19 protein-coding genes are annotated in these 18,129 nt (G+C 68.8%); 6 read left to right on the forward strand and 13 right to left on the reverse strand.

The features are described from left to right. The first annotated feature begins 14 nt into the window (after positions 1–14). Complete coding sequence (locus tag HQ308_RS05795) at positions 15–1,049, forward strand: SMP-30/gluconolactonase/LRE family protein (RefSeq protein ID WP_222645846.1); 1,035 nt, start codon at positions 15–17, stop codon at positions 1,047–1,049. A gap of 289 nt (positions 1,050–1,338) precedes the next feature. Here the strand turns inward: HQ308_RS05795 and HQ308_RS05800 are convergent, their stop codons facing one another. After that, positions 1,339–1,665, reverse strand: coding sequence for a hypothetical protein (locus tag HQ308_RS05800; RefSeq protein WP_222645847.1), 327 nt, complete (start codon positions 1,663–1,665; stop codon positions 1,339–1,341). A 21-nt stretch (positions 1,666–1,686) separates the two neighbouring features. After that, positions 1,687–2,130, reverse strand: a complete 444-nt coding sequence (locus tag HQ308_RS05805; protein WP_222645849.1) for a DUF3558 family protein — start codon at positions 2,128–2,130, stop codon at positions 1,687–1,689. A gap of 251 nt (positions 2,131–2,381) precedes the next feature. Here HQ308_RS05805 and HQ308_RS05810 point away from each other — a divergent pair, with 251 nt between their 5' ends. Beyond that, positions 2,382–2,816, forward strand: coding sequence for a hypothetical protein (locus tag HQ308_RS05810; RefSeq protein ID WP_222645850.1), 435 nt, complete (start codon positions 2,382–2,384; stop codon positions 2,814–2,816). A 1-nt stretch (position 2,817) separates the two neighbouring features. On the opposite strand, the gene HQ308_RS05815 is transcribed toward HQ308_RS05810, so the two are convergent. Further along, complete coding sequence (locus HQ308_RS05815; RefSeq protein ID WP_222645851.1) at positions 2,818–3,471, reverse strand: NUDIX domain-containing protein; 654 nt, start codon at positions 3,469–3,471, stop codon at positions 2,818–2,820. A 61-nt stretch (positions 3,472–3,532) separates the two neighbouring features. Between HQ308_RS05815 and HQ308_RS05820 the strand changes: the two genes are divergently transcribed. Together HQ308_RS05820 and HQ308_RS05825 are read left to right on the forward strand one after the other, a co-directional pair. After that, complete coding sequence (locus tag HQ308_RS05820; RefSeq protein WP_222645852.1) at positions 3,533–4,456, forward strand: ADP-ribosylglycohydrolase family protein; 924 nt, start codon at positions 3,533–3,535, stop codon at positions 4,454–4,456. Beyond that, positions 4,453–4,962, forward strand: a complete 510-nt coding sequence (locus HQ308_RS05825; RefSeq protein ID WP_056448287.1) for an O-acetyl-ADP-ribose deacetylase — start codon at positions 4,453–4,455, stop codon at positions 4,960–4,962. The genes HQ308_RS05820 and HQ308_RS05825 overlap by 4 nt, the downstream gene beginning before the upstream one ends. A gap of 4 nt (positions 4,963–4,966) precedes the next feature. Here HQ308_RS05825 and HQ308_RS05830 read toward each other — a convergent pair whose 3' ends face one another. Genes HQ308_RS05830 through HQ308_RS05845 form a run of 4 tightly spaced genes read right to left on the reverse strand, consistent with a single transcriptional unit; the run spans position 4,967 to position 7,633 of the window. After that, the gene (locus HQ308_RS05830) at positions 4,967–5,392 is read right to left on the reverse strand and encodes a DoxX family membrane protein (protein ID WP_222645853.1); all 426 of its coding nucleotides are present in this window, start codon (positions 5,390–5,392) and stop codon (positions 4,967–4,969) included. Between the two features lie 10 nt (positions 5,393–5,402). After that, on the reverse strand, positions 5,403–5,648 hold the full coding sequence (locus tag HQ308_RS05835; protein ID WP_027504915.1) for a hypothetical protein: 246 nt from the start codon (positions 5,646–5,648) through the stop codon (positions 5,403–5,405). Positions 5,649–5,678: 30 nt separating this feature from the next. Beyond that, entirely contained in the window at positions 5,679–6,695 is a 1,017-nt protein-coding gene (locus HQ308_RS05840; protein ID WP_222645855.1) for an agmatine/peptidylarginine deiminase, read from the reverse strand. Continuing rightward, positions 6,692–7,633: a nitrilase-related carbon-nitrogen hydrolase gene (locus tag HQ308_RS05845; protein ID WP_222645857.1), complete on the reverse strand. Its 942-nt coding sequence runs from the start codon at positions 7,631–7,633 to the stop codon at positions 6,692–6,694. The genes HQ308_RS05840 and HQ308_RS05845 overlap by 4 nt, the downstream gene beginning before the upstream one ends. A gap of 82 nt (positions 7,634–7,715) precedes the next feature. On the opposite strand from HQ308_RS05845, the gene HQ308_RS05850 reads away from it, so the two are divergent. Then, complete coding sequence (locus tag HQ308_RS05850) at positions 7,716–8,318, forward strand: TetR/AcrR family transcriptional regulator C-terminal domain-containing protein (protein ID WP_222639133.1); 603 nt, start codon at positions 7,716–7,718, stop codon at positions 8,316–8,318. A gap of 24 nt (positions 8,319–8,342) precedes the next feature. On the opposite strand, the gene HQ308_RS05855 is transcribed toward HQ308_RS05850, so the two are convergent. From HQ308_RS05855 to HQ308_RS05875, 5 genes are read right to left on the reverse strand one after another with little or no spacing between them, the layout of a single operon-like run. Further along, positions 8,343–9,866, reverse strand: a complete 1,524-nt coding sequence (locus HQ308_RS05855; RefSeq protein ID WP_056448305.1) for an APC family permease — start codon at positions 9,864–9,866, stop codon at positions 8,343–8,345. Continuing rightward, complete coding sequence (locus tag HQ308_RS05860; protein ID WP_222639134.1) at positions 9,863–10,768, reverse strand: universal stress protein; 906 nt, start codon at positions 10,766–10,768, stop codon at positions 9,863–9,865. Before HQ308_RS05860 ends, HQ308_RS05855 begins: the two co-directional genes overlap by 4 nt. Before the next feature lie 36 nt (positions 10,769–10,804). Next, positions 10,805–12,259: an NAD-dependent succinate-semialdehyde dehydrogenase gene (locus HQ308_RS05865; protein ID WP_222645859.1), complete on the reverse strand. Its 1,455-nt coding sequence runs from the start codon at positions 12,257–12,259 to the stop codon at positions 10,805–10,807. Beyond that, positions 12,256–13,599, reverse strand: a complete 1,344-nt coding sequence (gene gabT, locus HQ308_RS05870) for a 4-aminobutyrate--2-oxoglutarate transaminase (RefSeq protein ID WP_222645861.1) — start codon at positions 13,597–13,599, stop codon at positions 12,256–12,258. The genes HQ308_RS05865 and gabT overlap by 4 nt, the downstream gene beginning before the upstream one ends. 28 nt (positions 13,600–13,627) lie before the next feature. Then, positions 13,628–15,058, reverse strand: a complete 1,431-nt coding sequence (locus HQ308_RS05875; RefSeq protein WP_222645862.1) for a gamma-aminobutyraldehyde dehydrogenase — start codon at positions 15,056–15,058, stop codon at positions 13,628–13,630. Between the two features lie 173 nt (positions 15,059–15,231). Here HQ308_RS05875 and HQ308_RS05880 point away from each other — a divergent pair, with 173 nt between their 5' ends. After that, entirely contained in the window at positions 15,232–16,752 is a 1,521-nt protein-coding gene (locus tag HQ308_RS05880) for a PucR family transcriptional regulator (RefSeq protein ID WP_222645863.1), read from the forward strand. Between the two features lie 3 nt (positions 16,753–16,755). Here HQ308_RS05880 and HQ308_RS05885 read toward each other — a convergent pair whose 3' ends face one another. Continuing rightward, entirely contained in the window at positions 16,756–18,117 is a 1,362-nt protein-coding gene (locus HQ308_RS05885) for an NAD(P)/FAD-dependent oxidoreductase (protein WP_222645864.1), read from the reverse strand. Between the last annotated feature and the right edge of the window lie 12 nt (positions 18,118–18,129).

Below are 18,129 nucleotides of genomic sequence, written 5' to 3' on the forward strand. Positions count from 1 at the left end.
GGCATGGTGGAGTCATGAACCGCACCAGACTGTCCGCCGCTGTCGCCCTCGCCGGCGCCACCGCCCTCGTTCTGACCAGTTGCTCGTCGTCGAGCGAGGAGGGGCAGGCGACGCCGGCGTCCTCCACCGCTGCTCCGTCGTCGTCCAGCACTGCTCCGTCGTCGTCGGCGGCGAGTACGTCCTCGAACGCCACCGTCTACACGTTGCCGGGAACCGGCGTGTTCCCCGAGGGCATCACCGCCGACGACGACACCTTCTACGTCTCGTCGACCTCCGACGGCGCCATCTTCCGCGGCACAGTCGGCAACACCACCGTCGAACCGTTCCTCCCCGGTGGACAGGACGGTCGCACCGGCGCGGCGGGACTGGACGTCGACGGGGACGACGACGAGAACACCCTCGTCGTGGCGGGCGGTGCGACCGGCACCGTCTGGATCTACGACGCCGAGTCCGGCGCACTGCGCGGGAAGTTCACCAACGGGCTCGGCCAGGACGCCACCTTCCTCAACGACGTCGTCATCGCCGACAACGGCGACGCCTTCATCACCGACTCGCGCAACCCCACGCTGTGGCGCATCCCGGCGAACGCCACCGGTGAGGGCCAGTTGGAGCCGTTCGTCGACTTCACCGGATCCCCGTTCGCGTACGGCGAGGGCTTCAACGCCAACGGCATCGTCGAGGCGGACGACGACAACGCATTGGTGATCGTGCAGTCCAGCACCGGCAACCTGTACCGCGTGGCCCGCGACTCCAAGGCCATCACGCAGGTGGACCTCGGCGGCGCGACACTTCAGAACGGCGACGGCATGGAGATGGAGGACGACACGCTCTACGTGGTTCGCAACCGCGACAGCCTCATCGCCACAGTCGATCTCGACGACGATGGCAACCGTGGCCGGGTGACCGGTGAGATCACCGACCCCAGCTTCGCCTACCCCACCACCGTCGCCGACGTCGACGATCAGCTGCTGGTGGTCAACAGCCAGTTCGACAAGCGTGGGGGCACTCCGGTGGAGCCCTTCACCGTGGTCGGTGTGCCTGAGCGGTAGGGGTTGGGCTTGGGGTGTGCGCTGGTTGCGTGAGGTGCGGTCGGTCGGTGCGTGCGCGCCGGTGGTTGGCGGCTCGTAGCGGGTGTGTGCACGGGTTGCGTGGTGCGCACACCCTTTCCTGCCTGCGGAGCGGGGTGTGGGCTGCTGGAAGTAGTGCGGGTCGGTCGGCTGGGTGGTGCTTTGCCGGTGGTTGGCGGCTCGTGGCGCTGGTGTGCGCGGGTTGCGTGGTGCGCACACCCCTTTCCGCCGGCGGAGCGGGGTGTGGGCGGCTGGAAGCAGTGCGGGTCGGTCAGCGAGGGCCGGTGTTGGCGATGCGGGACGTCGAGTCGTCCTCCGTTTCCTGGTACCCGCGACCCGCTTCGAGGAGGGCCTCGCGGAGGTTGGTGACGGCGGTGATGTGGGCCGCGAGCACGGAGCTCAGTGAACCCTCCGGGCCGTGGGTGAGGTCGGAGTACTTGCGTGCTAGCGCGATTCCGGAGGGAAGGGTGCCGAAACCCGCGCTGAATTCGAGCGCATTGATCGACGGCAGCAGTTCGGCGAGGTCACTGACGAATTGTTCGCACGCTGACGCGCACCTGCGCGAAGAATCGGCGGAGATGATGAGGTCATCGGTCATGGAAAGTTCTTCCTTCGCGGGTCAACGGGGGATGCTGGAAGCGAATGCTTGCGCCCCGGTCCTCGCCACAGCGCACACATCCGCGGTGACGGAGGAAGCGAGATTCCGTTCAGCACGAAACACCACAGAACCCTCTCGCCAATCGAACGCGATACTGCAGGCAGCGAGTTGCTGGTCGCCGCGATCGCGGAACGAGAACGCGCCGACACCCAAGTCGTCGACAGCGCTGAACCTGTCCGAGGTCGGACTGGTCCTGAGCGCGTCGAGCGTCCGGGTAGTGGAGAAGACGGTCAGGAACTGATCGCTCCCCTTCCATGTGCACCACTTCCAGGTGTCGTCGAGTGGAACCGTGAGCTGGTCGACAACGACAGCCGGATCTGCCCCCGCCGCCCGGATGGCCTCGTCGGGTACCACGGTGCAGGGGTCGAAGAGTTCCATCGCGACCGGCTCGGCGGTGCCGCTCACCCCACCGCACCCGGTGAGTGACGCGACGACTGCCGCGACAGCGAGTACCCCACAGTTCCTGCGCACACGTCGTTGGACGCACGCTCCGCTCCTGCGGTTCCGTGCTCCCACTGCACACAACGGTGTCCCCACGGGCACATCCGACCATCCGGAACCGTTCTGTGTGCAGAAATGCGCGCCGGGAACCGAGCGGGTGGTTGCGGCGTCGAAGGCTGTACCGCGCCACGGCGGACGATCGGAAGGCCTTCACCATGCACTCGACCACTCTGCCTGTTGCTTCCAGCGGTCTCGGAAGTCTGACCAACGCAACATCATTGGCGGTGCTCGTCGCGTTCGCGACCCAGTGTGCGGTGGCGTGTGTCGCCGCGATCGCGGGATTCGGTGCCGTCGTCGTCAGTGCCCTCGCTGCCTTCGCGAGTGCGGACGAGTCGCCCGGCGCGATGTTCGTGGGCTCACTCGCCGATGCGTGGGCGTTCGTTCTCGTCATCGCTGCGGTGGGGCACGGGGTGCTCGCGACGATGATCGTGCAACGCCGACGTTCGGCACGCGTCGTCGTGACGGCAGTGGCCCTCGTGTGGGCGGTGGCGCTGGTGCACTCTCCGATGGTGTGGCCGTTGGTGGTGGTGCAGGCGGGTTCTGCGCTGGCGTGGTGGATCCCGGCGTCACGGCGCCCGACCCCCAACTGACTCACACGAGCAGCGCGGCGATGGACCCGGGAAACGTCTCGTCGGGCCTGCGTTCGTAGAGCTCGGCGGGGCGTCCGCCCGCAGCCGACGTGGTGGCGCCCGTACCGACCAGCGCCCCGATCACATGACGGCGGAAGGTGTCCTTGCGCAGCGGGCGGTCGAACACGGTCTCGTACAGGGTGCGCAGATCGAGCAGCGTGAAGGTGGTCCCCAGCAGGTGCGACGGATCAGGACGGGTGAGGTAGCGAGACCGCAGGTCGCCCACGGCGGCCGACACCATGTCGGCATGGTCGAAGGCCATCGGTTCCACAGGCCGATCCGCCTCGACGGCCAGGAGATCGGTGCCGGAAGGCAGGGACTCGGTGGGCGCCTCCGCGCAGTGCGCCATCGACAGGACCCATCCTCGATCGTCGCGGTCGGGAGCGTCGAACATCCGGATCTGATGGAACTCGACGCCGTCGATGCCGGCTTTGGTGCTCAACGCGCGCCTCGCCGCATCGGCGAGCGTCTCGCCCGGATGCAGGAATGTGCCGGGAAGTGCAGCTCCCCAGGGTGATTCCACCGTCACCACGTTCAGCGTTCCGCCGTGGACGGTGAGAACGGCGACGTCGACAGCGACGGACGGTCGTGGGTAAGTCGTCAGATCGGAGGGCATGGGTTGCAGCTTAGCGCAGTGGTGCGTTATGGTTAGCGCACAAACGAGCAAAGGGGAAGACATGAAGCTGACCGACGAACAGAAGAACCGCGCCGAGGGCGTCGTGCTCGGCACCGCAGCCGGTGACGCACTGGGCGCCGGATACGAATTCGGCTACCCGACGCCCGAGACGGTGATCGACATGATCGGCGGCGGCACCTTCGACTGGGCGCCCGGCGAGTGGACGGACGACACGTCGATGGCCCTCTGCATCGCCGAGGCGCTGGTGGAGGGCCGGGGACTCGACGGCGTCGCGGCGAACTTCGTGGCCTGGATCGACACGAACCCGGCGGACGTCGGTATCCAGACGCGCACGGTGTTGTCCCGGCGCAGCAGGTCGGCTACCGAGATGACCGCCGTCGCCGCAGGACTGTCCGGCAGGACAGGTGGCAACGGTTCGCTGATGAGAACTGCCCCGGTGGCGCTGGCGTATCTCGACGACCCGGATCAGCTCTCGGTGGCCGCTGCGCAGATCAGCGCCCTGACGCACAGTGATCCGCAGGCGGGGGAGGCATGCCAGATCTGGAGTGCCGGCATCCGGCACGCCGTCCTGCACGGCACCTACGACGGCATCTCGCTGTACCTCGACGCGGCGGAGCCGTCGGTGCGCGACACCTGGGCGCCGTTGCTCGACGCCGCGGAGAAGGGGCGCCCGTCGGACTTCGACAGGAACGGGTGGGTGGTGCACGCGCTCCAGACGGCCTGGTCGGCCATCACGACCACCGAGGAGAACGGGGACCAGCTGACAGCGGCGCTGGAGGCGTGTGTCCGCGCGGGCGGCGACACCGACACCACCGCAGCCATAGCCGGTGGGCTCCTCGGCGCACGCTGGGGCGCCTCGGTGATCCCCGAGGCGTGGACCACGATCCTGCACGGGTACCCCGGACGACGAGCCGCGGACCTCGCGGATCTGGGACGTCGCCTCGCAGAAGGAGCAGCAGCATGAGTGTCATCGATGTGGTCACCGGAGACATCACCACCGTGCGCGCGGACGTGATCGTCAATGCCGCCAACTCGACCCTCCTCGGTGGAGGCGGGGTGGACGGCGCCATCCACCGCGCAGGCGGACGAGAGATCCTCGACGCCTGCAAGATTCTGCGGGCGACGACCCTCCCGAACGGACTCGACACGGGTGCCGCCGTCGCGACGCCCGCAGGCCGTCTGCCGGCGAGGTGGGTCGTCCACACAGTGGGGCCGCGGTACTCGGCCCGCGAGGACCGCTCGCCGATCCTGCGCGCAGCGTACGAGCGCTCCCTTCTCCTGGCTCACTCGCTCGGAGCATCCTCGATCGCGTTCCCGCTCATCTCGGGCGGTGCGTACGGATGGCCGGTGGAGCTGGCGGTCGCCGAACAGGTGCGCGCGGTGACGTCGGCGCCCGTGTCCGTGGATCTCGTGACCCTGGTGGCCTACTCGGCCGAGGTGCACCGCATGACGACGCGGGCCGTCGGCTGACCGGTCATCGCCGACGTGCTCGCCACGCAGACCAGCCGCCGGTGGCCCACAGAGCCCAGATCACCAGCAATGGCTGGAACAGCAGCCGGATACCTCGTGCCCGATCGGTGTCCAGACCGAAAGCGTCTGTGTGCGTGACGAACTGAGAGATGTTGCCCGGGAACACGGCGACGAAGAACAGCGCCGTGACCCACCCCACCGCCACCCGGTACCGCGTCACGGCGATGAGAGCCAGGCCCAGCACCACCTCGACGACACCCGATGCGACCACCACGAGATCGGTGTCGAGCGGCATCCACGTCGGTACCTGCGCGGCGAACTCCTGCCGGGCCCAGAACAGGTGGCTCAGTCCGGCGAACACCAGGAACGCGCCGAGGACGAGCCGCCCGACGATACGAGGCACGGTCGCAGGGGCAGGGCGCGTGGTCATGCCTGCCACCCTACGAGGCGCCGCGCTGCCGGTCCGGTCGGCCGAGAACGCGGCCCAGCTCCTCGTGCGCGTAGACCCTGTTCTCGCAGTAGACGGCGCCGCCGACGCACTCCTCGTCGTCGCAGTCGCAGAACCTGTACGGCTCCGCGTTCCAGCGGCTGCCGTACTGCGACCCCGGCTCCGCGACGAGTGCGGCGACCTCGCGCACCGTCCTCTGCTCGCTGCGTCTGCGCTGCCCCCGGCGATGTCCGCCCATGTCCGTCCCCCCGTTGTCGGTGGCGTCACGCTAGGGGAGGGGTACGACAGGCGCCGGCTGATGTTGAGTGATGCAGTGGATGCCGCCGCCCCGGGCGAACAGCGGCCGGGCGTCGACGCTCACGACGCGTCGGCCGGGATAGGCCTCGGACAGGATGCGCACCGCCTCGTCGTCGTTCGGATCGTCGAAGCTGCAGGCGATGACCCCGCCGTTGACCACGTAGTGGTTGATGTAGCTGTAGTCGACGACGCCCTCGTCGTCCCGCAGCACGGTCGGTGCGGGAACCGGAACGACACGGAGTCCCTCCCGGGTGAGGAGATCCATGACGTCGCGGCTGATCTCGTGGTCCGGATGCGTGGAGTCGCGCTGATCGTGCACGAGGGCGACGCCCGGCGTCGGCATCGCGGCGACGATGTCCACGTGGCCGCGGGTGCCGTAGGTCTCGGAGTCCCGAGTCAGGCCGCGCGGCAACCAGATCGTGCGATCGACACCGAGAGTGCGAGACAGCTCCGCCTCGACGTCCTGCTTCGACCAGGTGGGGTTGCGTCCGCTGTCGAGCTGCACCGTGTCGGTGAGGAGGACGGTTCCGGCGCCGTCGACCTGGATGCCGCCGCCCTCGTTGACCATGTCGGACGCGACGACGGGAACGCCGGCCGCCCGCGCCACCAGTGCACCGATCCGGGCGTCGTTCTCCCACGTCGCCCACTCCTGCGCGCCCCACCCGTTGAAGACCCAGTTCACCGCGCCGACGGTTCCGTCGTCCGAGACCACGAAGGTCGGCCCGATGTCGCGCATCCACGCGTCGTCGAGAGGTGCCTCGAGGATCGTGATGCCCGATCCCAGGTACTCCGCGGCGACGCGGGCCTCACGGGGATCCACCACGACGGTCACCGGCTCGAACGCGGCCACGGCGCGGGCGACGGCGGCCCACGTCGTGCGAGCCTCGTGGCGCTCCTCCTCGGTGTCGCCGAGCGAGTAACCGGGGCTGGGGAACGCCATCCAGGTGCGCTCGTGCGGTTCGCCCTCGGCGGGCATGCGCCACGTCACCGGGTACCCGCCACGGGCTGGGTGAGGGTGCCGTACGTATCCGGACGTCGGGTGTCGAGGAACGGGAACAGCGTCAGCCAGTCGCCACGCTGGTCGAGGTCGAGATCGGCGACCAGGACGGCCGAGCGGTCGCGGGGAGCCGACACGAGAACGCGGCCGTACGGGTCGGAGATGAACGAGGAACCGTAGAACGTGATGGCGCCCTCGTCACCGTGGCGGTTGGGTACCACCATGAACGTGCCGTTCGCGATGCCGTTGCCGACGATGACCTGCTGCCAGAGAGGTTGGGTGTCGAAGTCGGGATGATCCGGCTCCGAGCCGATGGCCGTCGGATAGACCAGGACCTCCGCGCCGGCCACCGAGTAGGCCCGCGCGACCTCGGGGAACCATTCGTCCCAGCACGTCGGCATTCCCAGTGCGAGGTCCGCCGCACGGTGCACGGGGTACGGGTCGTCGGCAGGTCCGGGGCGGAAGTACGTGTCCTCGTGGTAGCCGGCGGTGACGGGAATGTGCAGTTTCCGAGTCCGGGCCGTCACCTCGCCGTCGGGCGAGACCAGGACGGCGGTGTTGTACCCGAGGCCGTCGCCGACGGTGTCGTCGCGTTCGTACAGCGACGCGTGCACGACGATGCCGTGACGCGCGGCGACCTCGGCGGCGAAGGTGACCGTCGGCCCGGTGGCCAGGTCCTCCGCGCTGCGGGCGGGGTTCTCGCCGCCCGGCACGAACGCCGGATAGCGGCTGAGGGTCAGCTCCGGGAGGAAGACGATGCGAGCGCCTTCCCCTGCCGCAGTGGCGATCCCGTCCTCCAGTTCGGCGCGCACCACGCTCGGATCCTCGTGCCACCGATGCTGCACCAGCGCCACTCGTACCGGTGGGCGGCCGGGCTCGCGCGTGCGGGCGGGCGACGGCGGCGGGGTGGTGGCGGTGATGGTCAGCATCGGGTGTCCTCGTCCGTAAAACGAATGTGATTCGTTAAGTATGGTGTGACGACGGCCCGAACGCAAGAGGAAGGAGCCGGCGATGCCGCGTCCGTCGACACGGTTGCTGTCCACCGACCTGATCACCGATGCCGCGCTCGCGCTGGTCGATCGGCACGGCGACTTCACGATGCCGGGACTCGCCGAGCGGCTGGCGGTGCGGCCGTCGTCGTTGTACAACCACGTGGCGGGGCGGGCCGAGATCGTGGAATTGATGCGTACGCGCATGATGGCGGGCATCGAGATCCCGGCCGACTCCCGCGACTGGAGTGAGGCGGTCTCCCGCATCGCGCAGGAGTACCGCCGCCACTACGCCCGACATCCGCGCGCCATCCCGCTGTTCACGGCGCACACGGTGCGCTCCGCCGTGGCGTTCGACATGTACAACGCGTTGGCGACGGCCCTGTCCGACGGCGGCTTCGCGCCCGCCGAGGTGCTGCACGCGATCACCGCCGTCGACAGTTTCGTCCTGGGGTCAGCGCTCGATCTCGCAGCGCCCGAACAGGTCTGGGCCTCGGCTGACGAAGCGAACGACGCCATGCGCGCGGCGCTGGAGACCTCGGGCGCCGGCCGCGCGGACGCGGCGTTCGAGTTCGGGCTCGCAGTGCTCATCGCGGGGCTGCAGGCACGCTCGCCCCGCAGCTGACGAGCCCCGCAGCTGACGAGCCTCTCAGCCCACCAGGTCGGCTTCGTCCTTCAGAGCCTCGGTGTCGACGGTCAGCGTCTCGCCGCGGAAGAACGCCGGCGTCACGAAGCGCATGACCATCATGAGAACTGCACCCACGATGAGGATGCCGAAGCCCAGGAAGAACACCAGTCCGATGCCGCCGATCTCGGCGCCGCTGCCGTTCTCCGGGTCCATGCTCTCCTCGACCGAGACGACGAACACCGCCAACAGGACCAGGCCACCGAGCAACGGGAAGATCAACCGGAACACCGTGTTCCGAACGCTGGCGAAAAGAGTTCGGCGGAAGTGCCACACGCAGGCGAATGCGGTGATGCCGTAGTACCAGCAGATCATGATGCCCAGTGCCGCGATGGTGTCGATCAGGGTGTTCTCCGACAGGAAGGTCACCGCCGTGTAGAAGACCGCGGTGATCACACCGGCCGCGACGGTGGCGGCGGAGGGGACGAGGAACCGCGGGCTCACCTCGGCGAGCTTCTTGGGGAAGGCGCCATAGGCCGCCATCGCGAGCGACGTCCGCGCCGCCGGCAGGAACGTGGTCTGCAGGCTGGCGATCGAGGAGACGAAGACCGCGAGGTAGAGCAGCATGCCGCCCCAGCTGCCGAGTACCGGATCGGCCAGGGCACCGAAGACGTTCTCCGCGTTGTCGGGATTGCCGAGCCCCAGACCCTCCTCGCCGACACCGGCGTACATCATCGCCGCGACCGCGACGAGCAGGTAGGTCAGCAGGATGGTCGCGACGCACAGCAGCCCCGCGCGCCCCGGTGTCTTCGTGGGGTTCTTGGACTCCTCGCCCAGCGTCAGGCACGTGTCCCATCCCCAGAACGCGAAGATCGAGCCGGTGACGCCGATGACGAAGGCGCCCATGGTGAGTCCGCTGAACGGATCGAACCAGCCGATGTCGAACGACAACCCGGCCGGTGCGTCCCCCGCGCCGACGTGGACCAGCGCGACGACGGCGAACGCGATCAACAGCACCATCTGGAAGCCGACGAGCGCGAACTGGAGCTTCTCGCTCGTCGTGATTCCGCGGCTGGCCACCCACGTGGCGAGAGCGATGAACACGACCGTCGTACCGACGTTGACCAGTTTGTTGCCCGGCAGGTCGGCGATGGAGGGAGTGTCGAACAGCTTCGCAATGAACAGATAGAAGAACTGCACGGCGATGGCCGCGAGGTTGGAGAGCACGATGATGGTCGCGATGACCATGCCCCAGCCGCACATCCAGCCCACGTAGGGCCCGAAGGCCTTGGTGGACCAGGTGAACGAGGCGCCGCAGTCGGGGGAGTCGGAGTTCAACTCCCGGTACGCGTAGGCGGTGAGGAACATGGGGATGAACCCGGCGATGAAGATGGCCGGCATCTTCAGGCCCACCGCGGCGACGATCAACCCGATGCTGGCGGTGAGCGTGTATCCGGGTGCGACGGAGGAGATGCCGAGAACGGCGCCGGACAACGTGCCGATCCGTCCGACGGCCAGTCCCTTGGACGACGTGAGTTCACTGCTCATCGGGAAGCCTCCGTCGGATCGGTGCTGCTGGGCATGTCGGAACGGAACTCGGTGCTGGGCACCACCACCATGGGAACGGGCAGTGCCCGCAACATCTTCGACGCGGTCGAGCCGAGGAACAGGCGGCGCGGTTGTGCCAGTCGGCTGGACCCGACGACGACCACGTCGCCGTCCTCCCACGTCAGACCGGACACCGCGGCCTCGACCGTCGAGCCGTCGGCAACCGAGGACGTCACCGTCAGACTCTCGGGCAGACCGGACCGGGCGGCGTCGAGCATCTGCTGTGCGTGGTCGATGGCGCGCGCCTCTCGGTCCGGGTCGCGCAGGGACTCGACGTCGGAGGTGTCGTCGAGCGGAACGAGCGAGAGCAGTCGCAGCGACGTGTGCATCCGCTCGCACGACCGGACCGCGGTGCGCAGCACGAGGTCGGCGCCCGTGCGGGTGCCCATGGCACACGTCACCTCGCGGATCCGGTCGGCTGTCGACGTGCGATACCCGAACGGCGCCAGGGCCAACGGGATCGGGGCGGAGTGCAGCAGCTCGGTCGACACGGTGCCCAGAGTGTGGCGTCCGAGCAGGCCGTCCTTGGCGCCACCGACGACGATGGCGTCCGACCCGAGCCGCGCCGCCTCGTCCATGAGGCCGGACGAGAACGACTCCGAGAAGCTCAGATGCACCGCGGTCTCGATGTCGTCGGGCACCGACGCGGCTGCCTGGTCGAGCCACGCCCGGCCGCGCTGGGCGAGCAGTTCGGCGAACCTGGCCTCGGCCGGGACGGCGCGGTCGGGCGGCACCACCATGCAGATGTCCAACGCCGCACCCAGACTGCGGGCCAGCTGCACACCCAGGACGAGCCCGTCCTCTCCTGTGGGAGTGGCGAGATAACCGACGATCAACCGCATGGTGCGTCCCTTCGGGAAGCTTCGGTGGAACCGGACCTACTGGAAAGCCACGTACTTCGTGTCGAGGTACTCGTCGATGCCCTCGGTGCCACCCTCACTGCCGAGACCGGACTGCTTGACTCCGCCGAACGGGGCTGCGACATCGGACACGACGCCCCGGTTCACACCGACCATGCCGCTCGCGATCCTGTCCGAGACACGCAGTGCCCGATCGAGATCGCGGGTGTAGATGTATGCGGCGAGTCCGAACTCTGTGTCGTTGGCGGCATCGACGGCGTCCTGCTCGTCCACGAAACTCGTGATGGCCGCGACGGGTCCGAAGATCTCCTCGCGCACGATGCGTGCGGACGGCGGAACCTCGTCGAGCACGGTGGGTTCGAAGAACCAGCCCGGGCCGTCGATGACGTGACCACCCGTGCGCACGCGGGCGCCGGCGGCGACCGCATCGTCGACGAGGGATCGGACGTTGGTGCGCTGCTTCTCGTTCACCAGCGGCCCCACGTTCGTCCCGTCGCTCGAGCCGGGCCCGACGGTGAGCGCCGCGATCCGTGCGGTGAGCTTCTCCGTGAACTCCTCGCGGACGCTCTCGGCGACGATGAGGCGGTTGGCAGCCGTGCAGGCCTCTCCGCCGTTGCGCATCTTCGCCGCCATGGCGCCGTCGACGGCGGCATCGATGTCGGCATCGTCGAAGACTACGAACGGTGCGTTACCACCGAGTTCCATCGACGTACGCAGAACGTTGCGCGCCGACTGCTCGATGAGGATCTTGCCCACCCGCGTGGAACCGGTGAAGGTGACCTTGCGGAGTCGCTCGTCGGCGAGCAGGGGCTCGGTGACCGCGGGAGCGTTCGACGCGGGAAGTACCGACAGGACCCCGGCCGGCAACCCGGCGCCCGCCATGATCTCGGCGAGCAGCAGCATCGTCAGCGGCGTGTCCTCGGCCGGCTTCACCAGTACCGTGCACCCGGCCGCCAGGGCGGGGCCGATCTTGCGGGTTCCCATGGCCAGCGGGAAGTTCCACGGAGTCACCGCGAGAACGGGACCCACCGGAACCTTCGTGACGAGGATGCGGCCCGCGCCGGACGGAGATTGTGTGTAGCGGCCCTGGATGCGCACCGCCTCCTCGCTGAACCAGCGGAGGAACTCGGCGCCGTACGTCACCTCGCCGCGGCTCTCGGGGAGGGCCTTGCCCATCTCGAGAGTCATGAGGAGCGCGAGATCCTCCGTGCGCTCGATCACCGCTTCCCACGTTGCGCGCAGGATCGTCGACCGTGTCCGAAGTGCGGTCGCCGCCCACTCGTCCTGCACGGCGACGGCGCTGTCGAGCGCCCGCAGTGCGTCCTTCTCACCGGCATCGGCGACGCGGGCCAGCACGTCACCGGTGGCGGGATCGTGCACCGCGAACGTGCCGCCGTCCGCGGCGTCGACGAACGCGCCGTCGATCCACAGACCGGTGGGGACGGAGGCGAGCAGGGCAGCAGAGTCGGTCACTGTGCCGCCAGCGTTCGAACCGTGTTCTCCAGCACCGTCATCGCGTCGTCGAGAAGCTCGTCGCTGATCACGAGGGGAGGCAGCAACCGGATGACGTTGCCGTATGTCCCGCAGGTGAGCAGTACGACGCCCTCCGCGAGAGCATGCGCCGCGATGGCCTTGGTGATGACGGGATCCGGGATGTCGGTGCCCGGCTGGACGAGCTCGATGGCGAGCATCGCACCGCGTCCGCGGACGTCGCCGATCACCGAGGTCTCCTCGGCGAGGGCGCGTAGGCGCGGCATGGCGAGGGACTCGATGTGGCGGGCGCGTCCGGACAGGTCGAGAGCGGTCATGGTCTCGATGGCAGCGAGGGCAGCCGCGCAGGCCACCGGGTTGCCTCCGTACGTTCCGCCGAGCCCGCCCGCGTGGACGAGGTCGAGGAGATCCGCGCGACCGGTGATGGCCGACAACGGCATTCCGCCTGCCATTCCCTTCGCCATCGTGATGATGTCGGGGACGATTCCCTCGTCGTCGCTCGCGAACCACGACCCGGTTCGACAGAACCCGGTCTGTACCTCGTCGGCGATGAACACGACGCCGTTCTCCCGCGCCCAGGCTTGCAGAGTCGGCAGGAATCCGGGTGCGGGAACGATGAACCCGCCCTCGCCCTGAATGGGCTCGATGATGACGGCGGCCACCGCGTCGGCGCCGATCTGCTTCTCCATGCGGTCGATCGACGCCAGCGCGGCCTGCTCACCGGTCAGCCCCGGCTGGTCGCGGTAGGGGTACGACATCGGCATCCGGTAGATCTCCGGTGCGAAGGGCCCGAAGTTCGTCTTGTACGGCATGGTCTTCGCCGTCAGTGCCATCGTGAGGTTCGTCCGGCCGTGGTACGCGTGGTCGAAGGCCACGACGGCGTCGCGGCCGGTCGCCAGTCGCGCGACCTTGATCGCGTTCTCGACAGCTTCTGCGCCCGAGTTGAACAGGACGCTGCGCTTCTCGTGGTCACCCGGGGTCAGCTCGGCGAGCTTCTCCGCGACGGCGATGTAGCCCTCGTACGGCGTCACCATGAAACAGGTGTGCGTGAAGTGGCCGACCTGCTCCCGGACGGCCTCCGCGACAGCGGGATCGGAGGCGCCGACACTCGTGACGGCGATGCCGGCGCCGAGGTCGATCATCGAGTTGCCGTCGACGTCGACGATCACGCCGCCATCGGCATCGGCCGCGTAGACGGGAACGCTGGAACCGACGCCGGCGGCGACGGTGGCGCGTCGCCGGGCCGTCAGTTCCTGTGAACGCGGTCCGGGAAGTTCGGTGAGGAGAGCGCGCTTCTGAGGAAGGCGGTAGCTGATGTCCATGGTGAAGTCCTTCGCAGAGCAGGGAATGTCAGTCGTGGGAGCTCATGACGTGCTTGAGGCGGGTGTAGTCCTCGACGCCGTAGGCCGAGAGGTCCTTGCCGTAGCCGGAGTACTTGAAGCCGCCGTGCGGCATCTCGGCGACGAGTGGGATGTGGCAGTTGATCCAGACGGCGCCGAAGTCCAGCGCCGCACTGACGCGTTGGGTGACGCCGTGGTCCTTGGTCCAGATGCTCGAGGCCAGCCCGAACCGTACGTCGTTGGCCTTCTCGATCGCCTCGGCCTCGTCGGCGAACGGTTGCACCGTCAGCACCGGTCCGAACGTCTCCTCCTGGACGATGTCGTCCCGCTGGTCGACTCCGGTGATCACGGTGGGCTCGAGGTAGAAGCCAATGTCTCCCACTCGGTTGCCACCGGTGACGATCGTCGCGGAGGCCGGGAGGTTCGCGAGCTTGTCGGTGACGGTCGCGTAGTGACGACTGTTGTTCAGCGGTCCGTAGAACGCGTCCGCGTCGTCCGGGCTGCCCGGTGTCAGCTCGCGGGCCTTGGCCGCGAGCGCGTCGACGAGTTGATCGTGAATCGACTCGTGCACCAGCACGCGGGTCGCCGCGGTGCAGTCCTGACCGGCGTTGAAGAAGGCCGCCTCGGCGATACCGCTCGCGGCCGAGGCGATGTCGACGTCGCCGAAGACGATGGCCGGAGCCTTGCCGCCGAGCTCGAGATGGGCGCGCTTGAGCTGGCGGGCGGCGGCGACGGCGACCTCGATGCCCGCACGAACGGACCCGGTGATGGACACCAGGCCCAGCGACCGATGCCCGACGAGTGTCGCGCCGGTCCCGCCGTCACCGAGCACCACGTTGAGCACTCCGTCGGGAAGGATTCCCTTGGACAGCTTCGCGAGCACCAGAGTGCTCTCGGGCGTGGTGTCGCTCGGCTTGAGAACGATCGTGTTGCCGGCCGCGAGCGCCGGCCCGATCTTCCAGATGGCCATCATGAGTGGGTAGTTCCAGGGCGTCACCTGGCCGACGACACCGATGGGCTCGCGGCGGACGTAGGAGGTGAAACCCTCCATGTACTCGCCGGCGGACTTCCCCTCGAGCATGCGGGCTGCACCCGCGAAGAACCGCAGCTGGTCGGCTCCGACGGTCACCTCCTCGTCGGCGATGACCTGCTTCAGCTGGCCGGTGTTGCGGCTCTGCGCCTCGACGAGCTCGTCCGAGTGGGCCTCGAGGGCGTCGGCGAGCTTCAGCAGGGCGGTCTGCCGGGTCTTCGGAGTCGTCTTGCCCCACGTGGCGAAGGCGCGCTCCGCGGCGGCCACGGCGTCGTTCACGTCGGCCTCGGTGGAGATGGGGGAGACGCCCACGATCTCCTCGGTGACCGGACTGATCAGGTCGAGAGTCAGGGTGGACGAACTGGCGACGAACTCGCCGTCGATGTAGTTGCGGAGCACGTCGTGCGACACGAGGTACCTCTCCGTCGGGGCGGCTGGGTGGTTCGATCAGTGTGCGCCTGACGCTGCGAAACGGCAGCGGACAAAACGATGATCGTCCGGGGGTGGGTCACTCCGACTTGTCCAGTGCGGTAGCGGGGGTGTTCCCTTGCGTCGGGAGCTTCCCGACCGGAGAGGGGTACGTCGTGACGGTGTCGGTGCGCTGGGTTCTGGCGCAGAAGGCGCTCGCCCTCGAACTGCGAGCCGGCGCGGGCGGGCTGGACCGCGAGGTGTCGTTCGTGCACACCACGGAACTGTCGGAACCGTTCCGGTGGCTCTCCGGCGGAGAACTGCTGCTCACCACGGGGTTGAGGCTGCCGGTGACGACACCGGAGCGGGTGGCGTACCTCGAGGGACTGCACGACGCCGGTGTGGCGGCGGTGGGGTTCGGCACGGGCCTGTCGTTCGCCGAGGTGCCGTCCGACCTCGTCGAGGCCGCTGATCGGCTGGGTCTGCCCGTCCTCGAGGTCCCCCTGCCCACGCCGTTCGCGGCGGTGGTGACTCTCGTGATGAACCGATTGGCGGAGCAGCAGTACGACGCCGTCGTGCGTGCGTCCCGTGCGCAGCCGCGGATGACCCGCGCCGTGGTCGCCGGGGGCGCCGCCGCGATCGTCCGGGAGCTGGCGACGGCCACGTCGTCCGCGGTGGTGCTCCTCGACGACACCGGACGGGTGCTCGAACAGCATCCGCGCGGTGGCGGTTCCGGTGTGCTGGACGAGATCCGCACCCTCGCAGCCGAACGCGGAACCGTGTCCAGCCGGGTCTCGGTGACCCCGGCGGGCATCTCGATCAGTGTGCAGCGCATCGCCATCGGCTCGGCGACGCACGGCCACGTGGCGGTGGTGGGGCCGGTGCTGGGGAACGTCGACCACATTCTCGTGGGCCACGCGGCGTCACTCCTGGCGCTCGACTTCGAGAAGCCGGCGCGGGTGCAGTCGGCGCAGGACAAGCTCAACTCCGTGGCACTGAGCCTCGTGCTGTCCGATCTCGACGGCCTGGCACCCGTGTGGGCGCAGATCGATCTGGCCGCGGGGGCCGACGGCACCGTGCGCGCCGTGACCGTCGATGCCGACACGCCCTCGCGAGCCCAGCGTGTCGAGGCCGCGATGGCGACCCACAGCGCTGCGGCGGGCCGTCAGCTGTTCGCTCGGCGCTGGTCGTCGCGGGTGACCCTGGTGACGCGCGGAACCGACGATTCGACGTTCGCGGCATCGACGATGGCCGGTCTGGAGAACTCGGAACGTCGGCGGCTCCGGGTGGGAATCAGTGCGCCGCATCCTGTTCCGCAGCTCGCGCAGGCGGTGGAGGAGAGTCGGCTGGCGGCGTCGTCCGCCGCGGCCGGCGCCGATCCCGTGGAGTTCGGCTCGTTGGTGGGCGGCGTCCTGCTGGCGCACGCCTCGACGCGTCAGGCCCTCGCGACCGTCGGTGACGCGACCATCGCGCCCCTCGAGAAGTACGACGCCGCCAACGGGACCGACCTGGTGGCGTCCCTGCGTGCGTTCCTCGAGGCGAACGGCCACTGGGAGTCGGCGGCCTCGGCCCTCGGGGTGCATCGACACACGTTGCGCAGCAGGGTCTCGCGCATCGAGGCGACGGTGCCGTGCTCCCTCGACGATGCCCGCGTGCGCGCCGAGCTGCTGCTCGCCCTCATCGCACGCGGGACCTGACTGTCAGCCTCGAAGCACGCTCGCGATCACCTCGGCGGTGCGGTGGCCCATGCGCACGGCTCCGTCGACGTGCTGATACCCCTCGGCCGCGATGTCGGAGCAGGAGAAGTGGATCGGGCCGACCGGGGTGCGGACGTCGCGTCCGTAGCGGTGCAGACCGCCGAGATCGAAGCTGGCCGCGTACGCGCCGCGCGTCCATTCCTCGGTGCCCCAGTCGGACTCGTAGTAGACGACCGGATCGAGCGCCTTCGGTCCGAGATACGTGGCGATCGACTCGAGGATCGTGCGCTTGCGCTCCGCGGCGCCGAGTTCGAACATCGCGTCCGCCTTCTCGTCCGACACGAAGGCGACGAGGGTGCCACGGGAGTCCTCGTGGTTGGTGTTGTCGTACACCTCCTGGGCGATCTGGGTGGCGCCGAAACCGGTGCCCGACAACCCTTCCTCCCGCCAGAACGGACTGTCGTACACCGCATGCACCTTGATGACGAGACCGAGGGACTGGTGCTGATGCATCTGGTGCTGACGGCGAGGGAGGGGCGGGTCATACGAGATCCGCGTGTACAGATTCGGCGGCACGGCGACGATCACCCGGCGCGCCGTCACCTCGAGCTCCCCGTCCGCGAGAACGGTGACGCCGTCGTCGGTCCAGCGGATCGTCCGCACCGGCGCGTTCAGGTGCACGTCGTCACCGAGGCGCTCGGCCATGGCGACCGACACCTGCTGCATGCCCTGCACGACGCGCTTGTCGAGAATGAAGCTGTCGTCGACGAGGTTCGAGAACGAGCCTGCCGACGCGGCCATGAGCACGGCCTGCAGCGCAGAGAATGCATGGGCGGGCTTGGTGAGCATCCCGCCCGCGATGAACATGCCGATGTTCGCGGTGGCTTCGGCGTCGTCGGACTGCTGCGCGAGCCATCCCTCGAAGGACACCGTGTCGAGCTCGCGTGCCTGCGGATGGGCCCATGGTTCCTCGGGCCCGATCTCCGCGGCCAGAGTGTCGAGCATCGCGATGAGACGGTCGATCTCCTTCACGGTCGACTCCGCGACGGGGAAGTCCTCGCCGGTGTAGCGCGTGGCGACACCCGCGGTGTCGACGTAGACGGACTCGCCCTCGCGGTACCGGTCGAACGTCTCGAGCCCCAACTCGCCGAGCAGGTCGATCAAGGCCGTCTGGTCGGGCGAGACCCACTGGCCGCCCAGCTCGAGCACGGCGCCGCCGATCTCCTTGGTCCAGGTTCGGCCACCCACCCGGTCGCGTGCCTCCAGGACGGCCACGGTGAGGCCGGCCTTCCGCAGCGCGGTGGCGGCGGCGAGACCCGAGGGCCCGGCTCCGACGATGGCGACGTCCCGGTCGACTGAGGGCACGGTGTGGCTCCT

The organism is Rhodococcus sp. BP-241 (genome assembly GCF_019836145.1).
Taxonomy (GTDB): domain Bacteria; phylum Actinomycetota; class Actinomycetes; order Mycobacteriales; family Mycobacteriaceae; genus Rhodococcoides.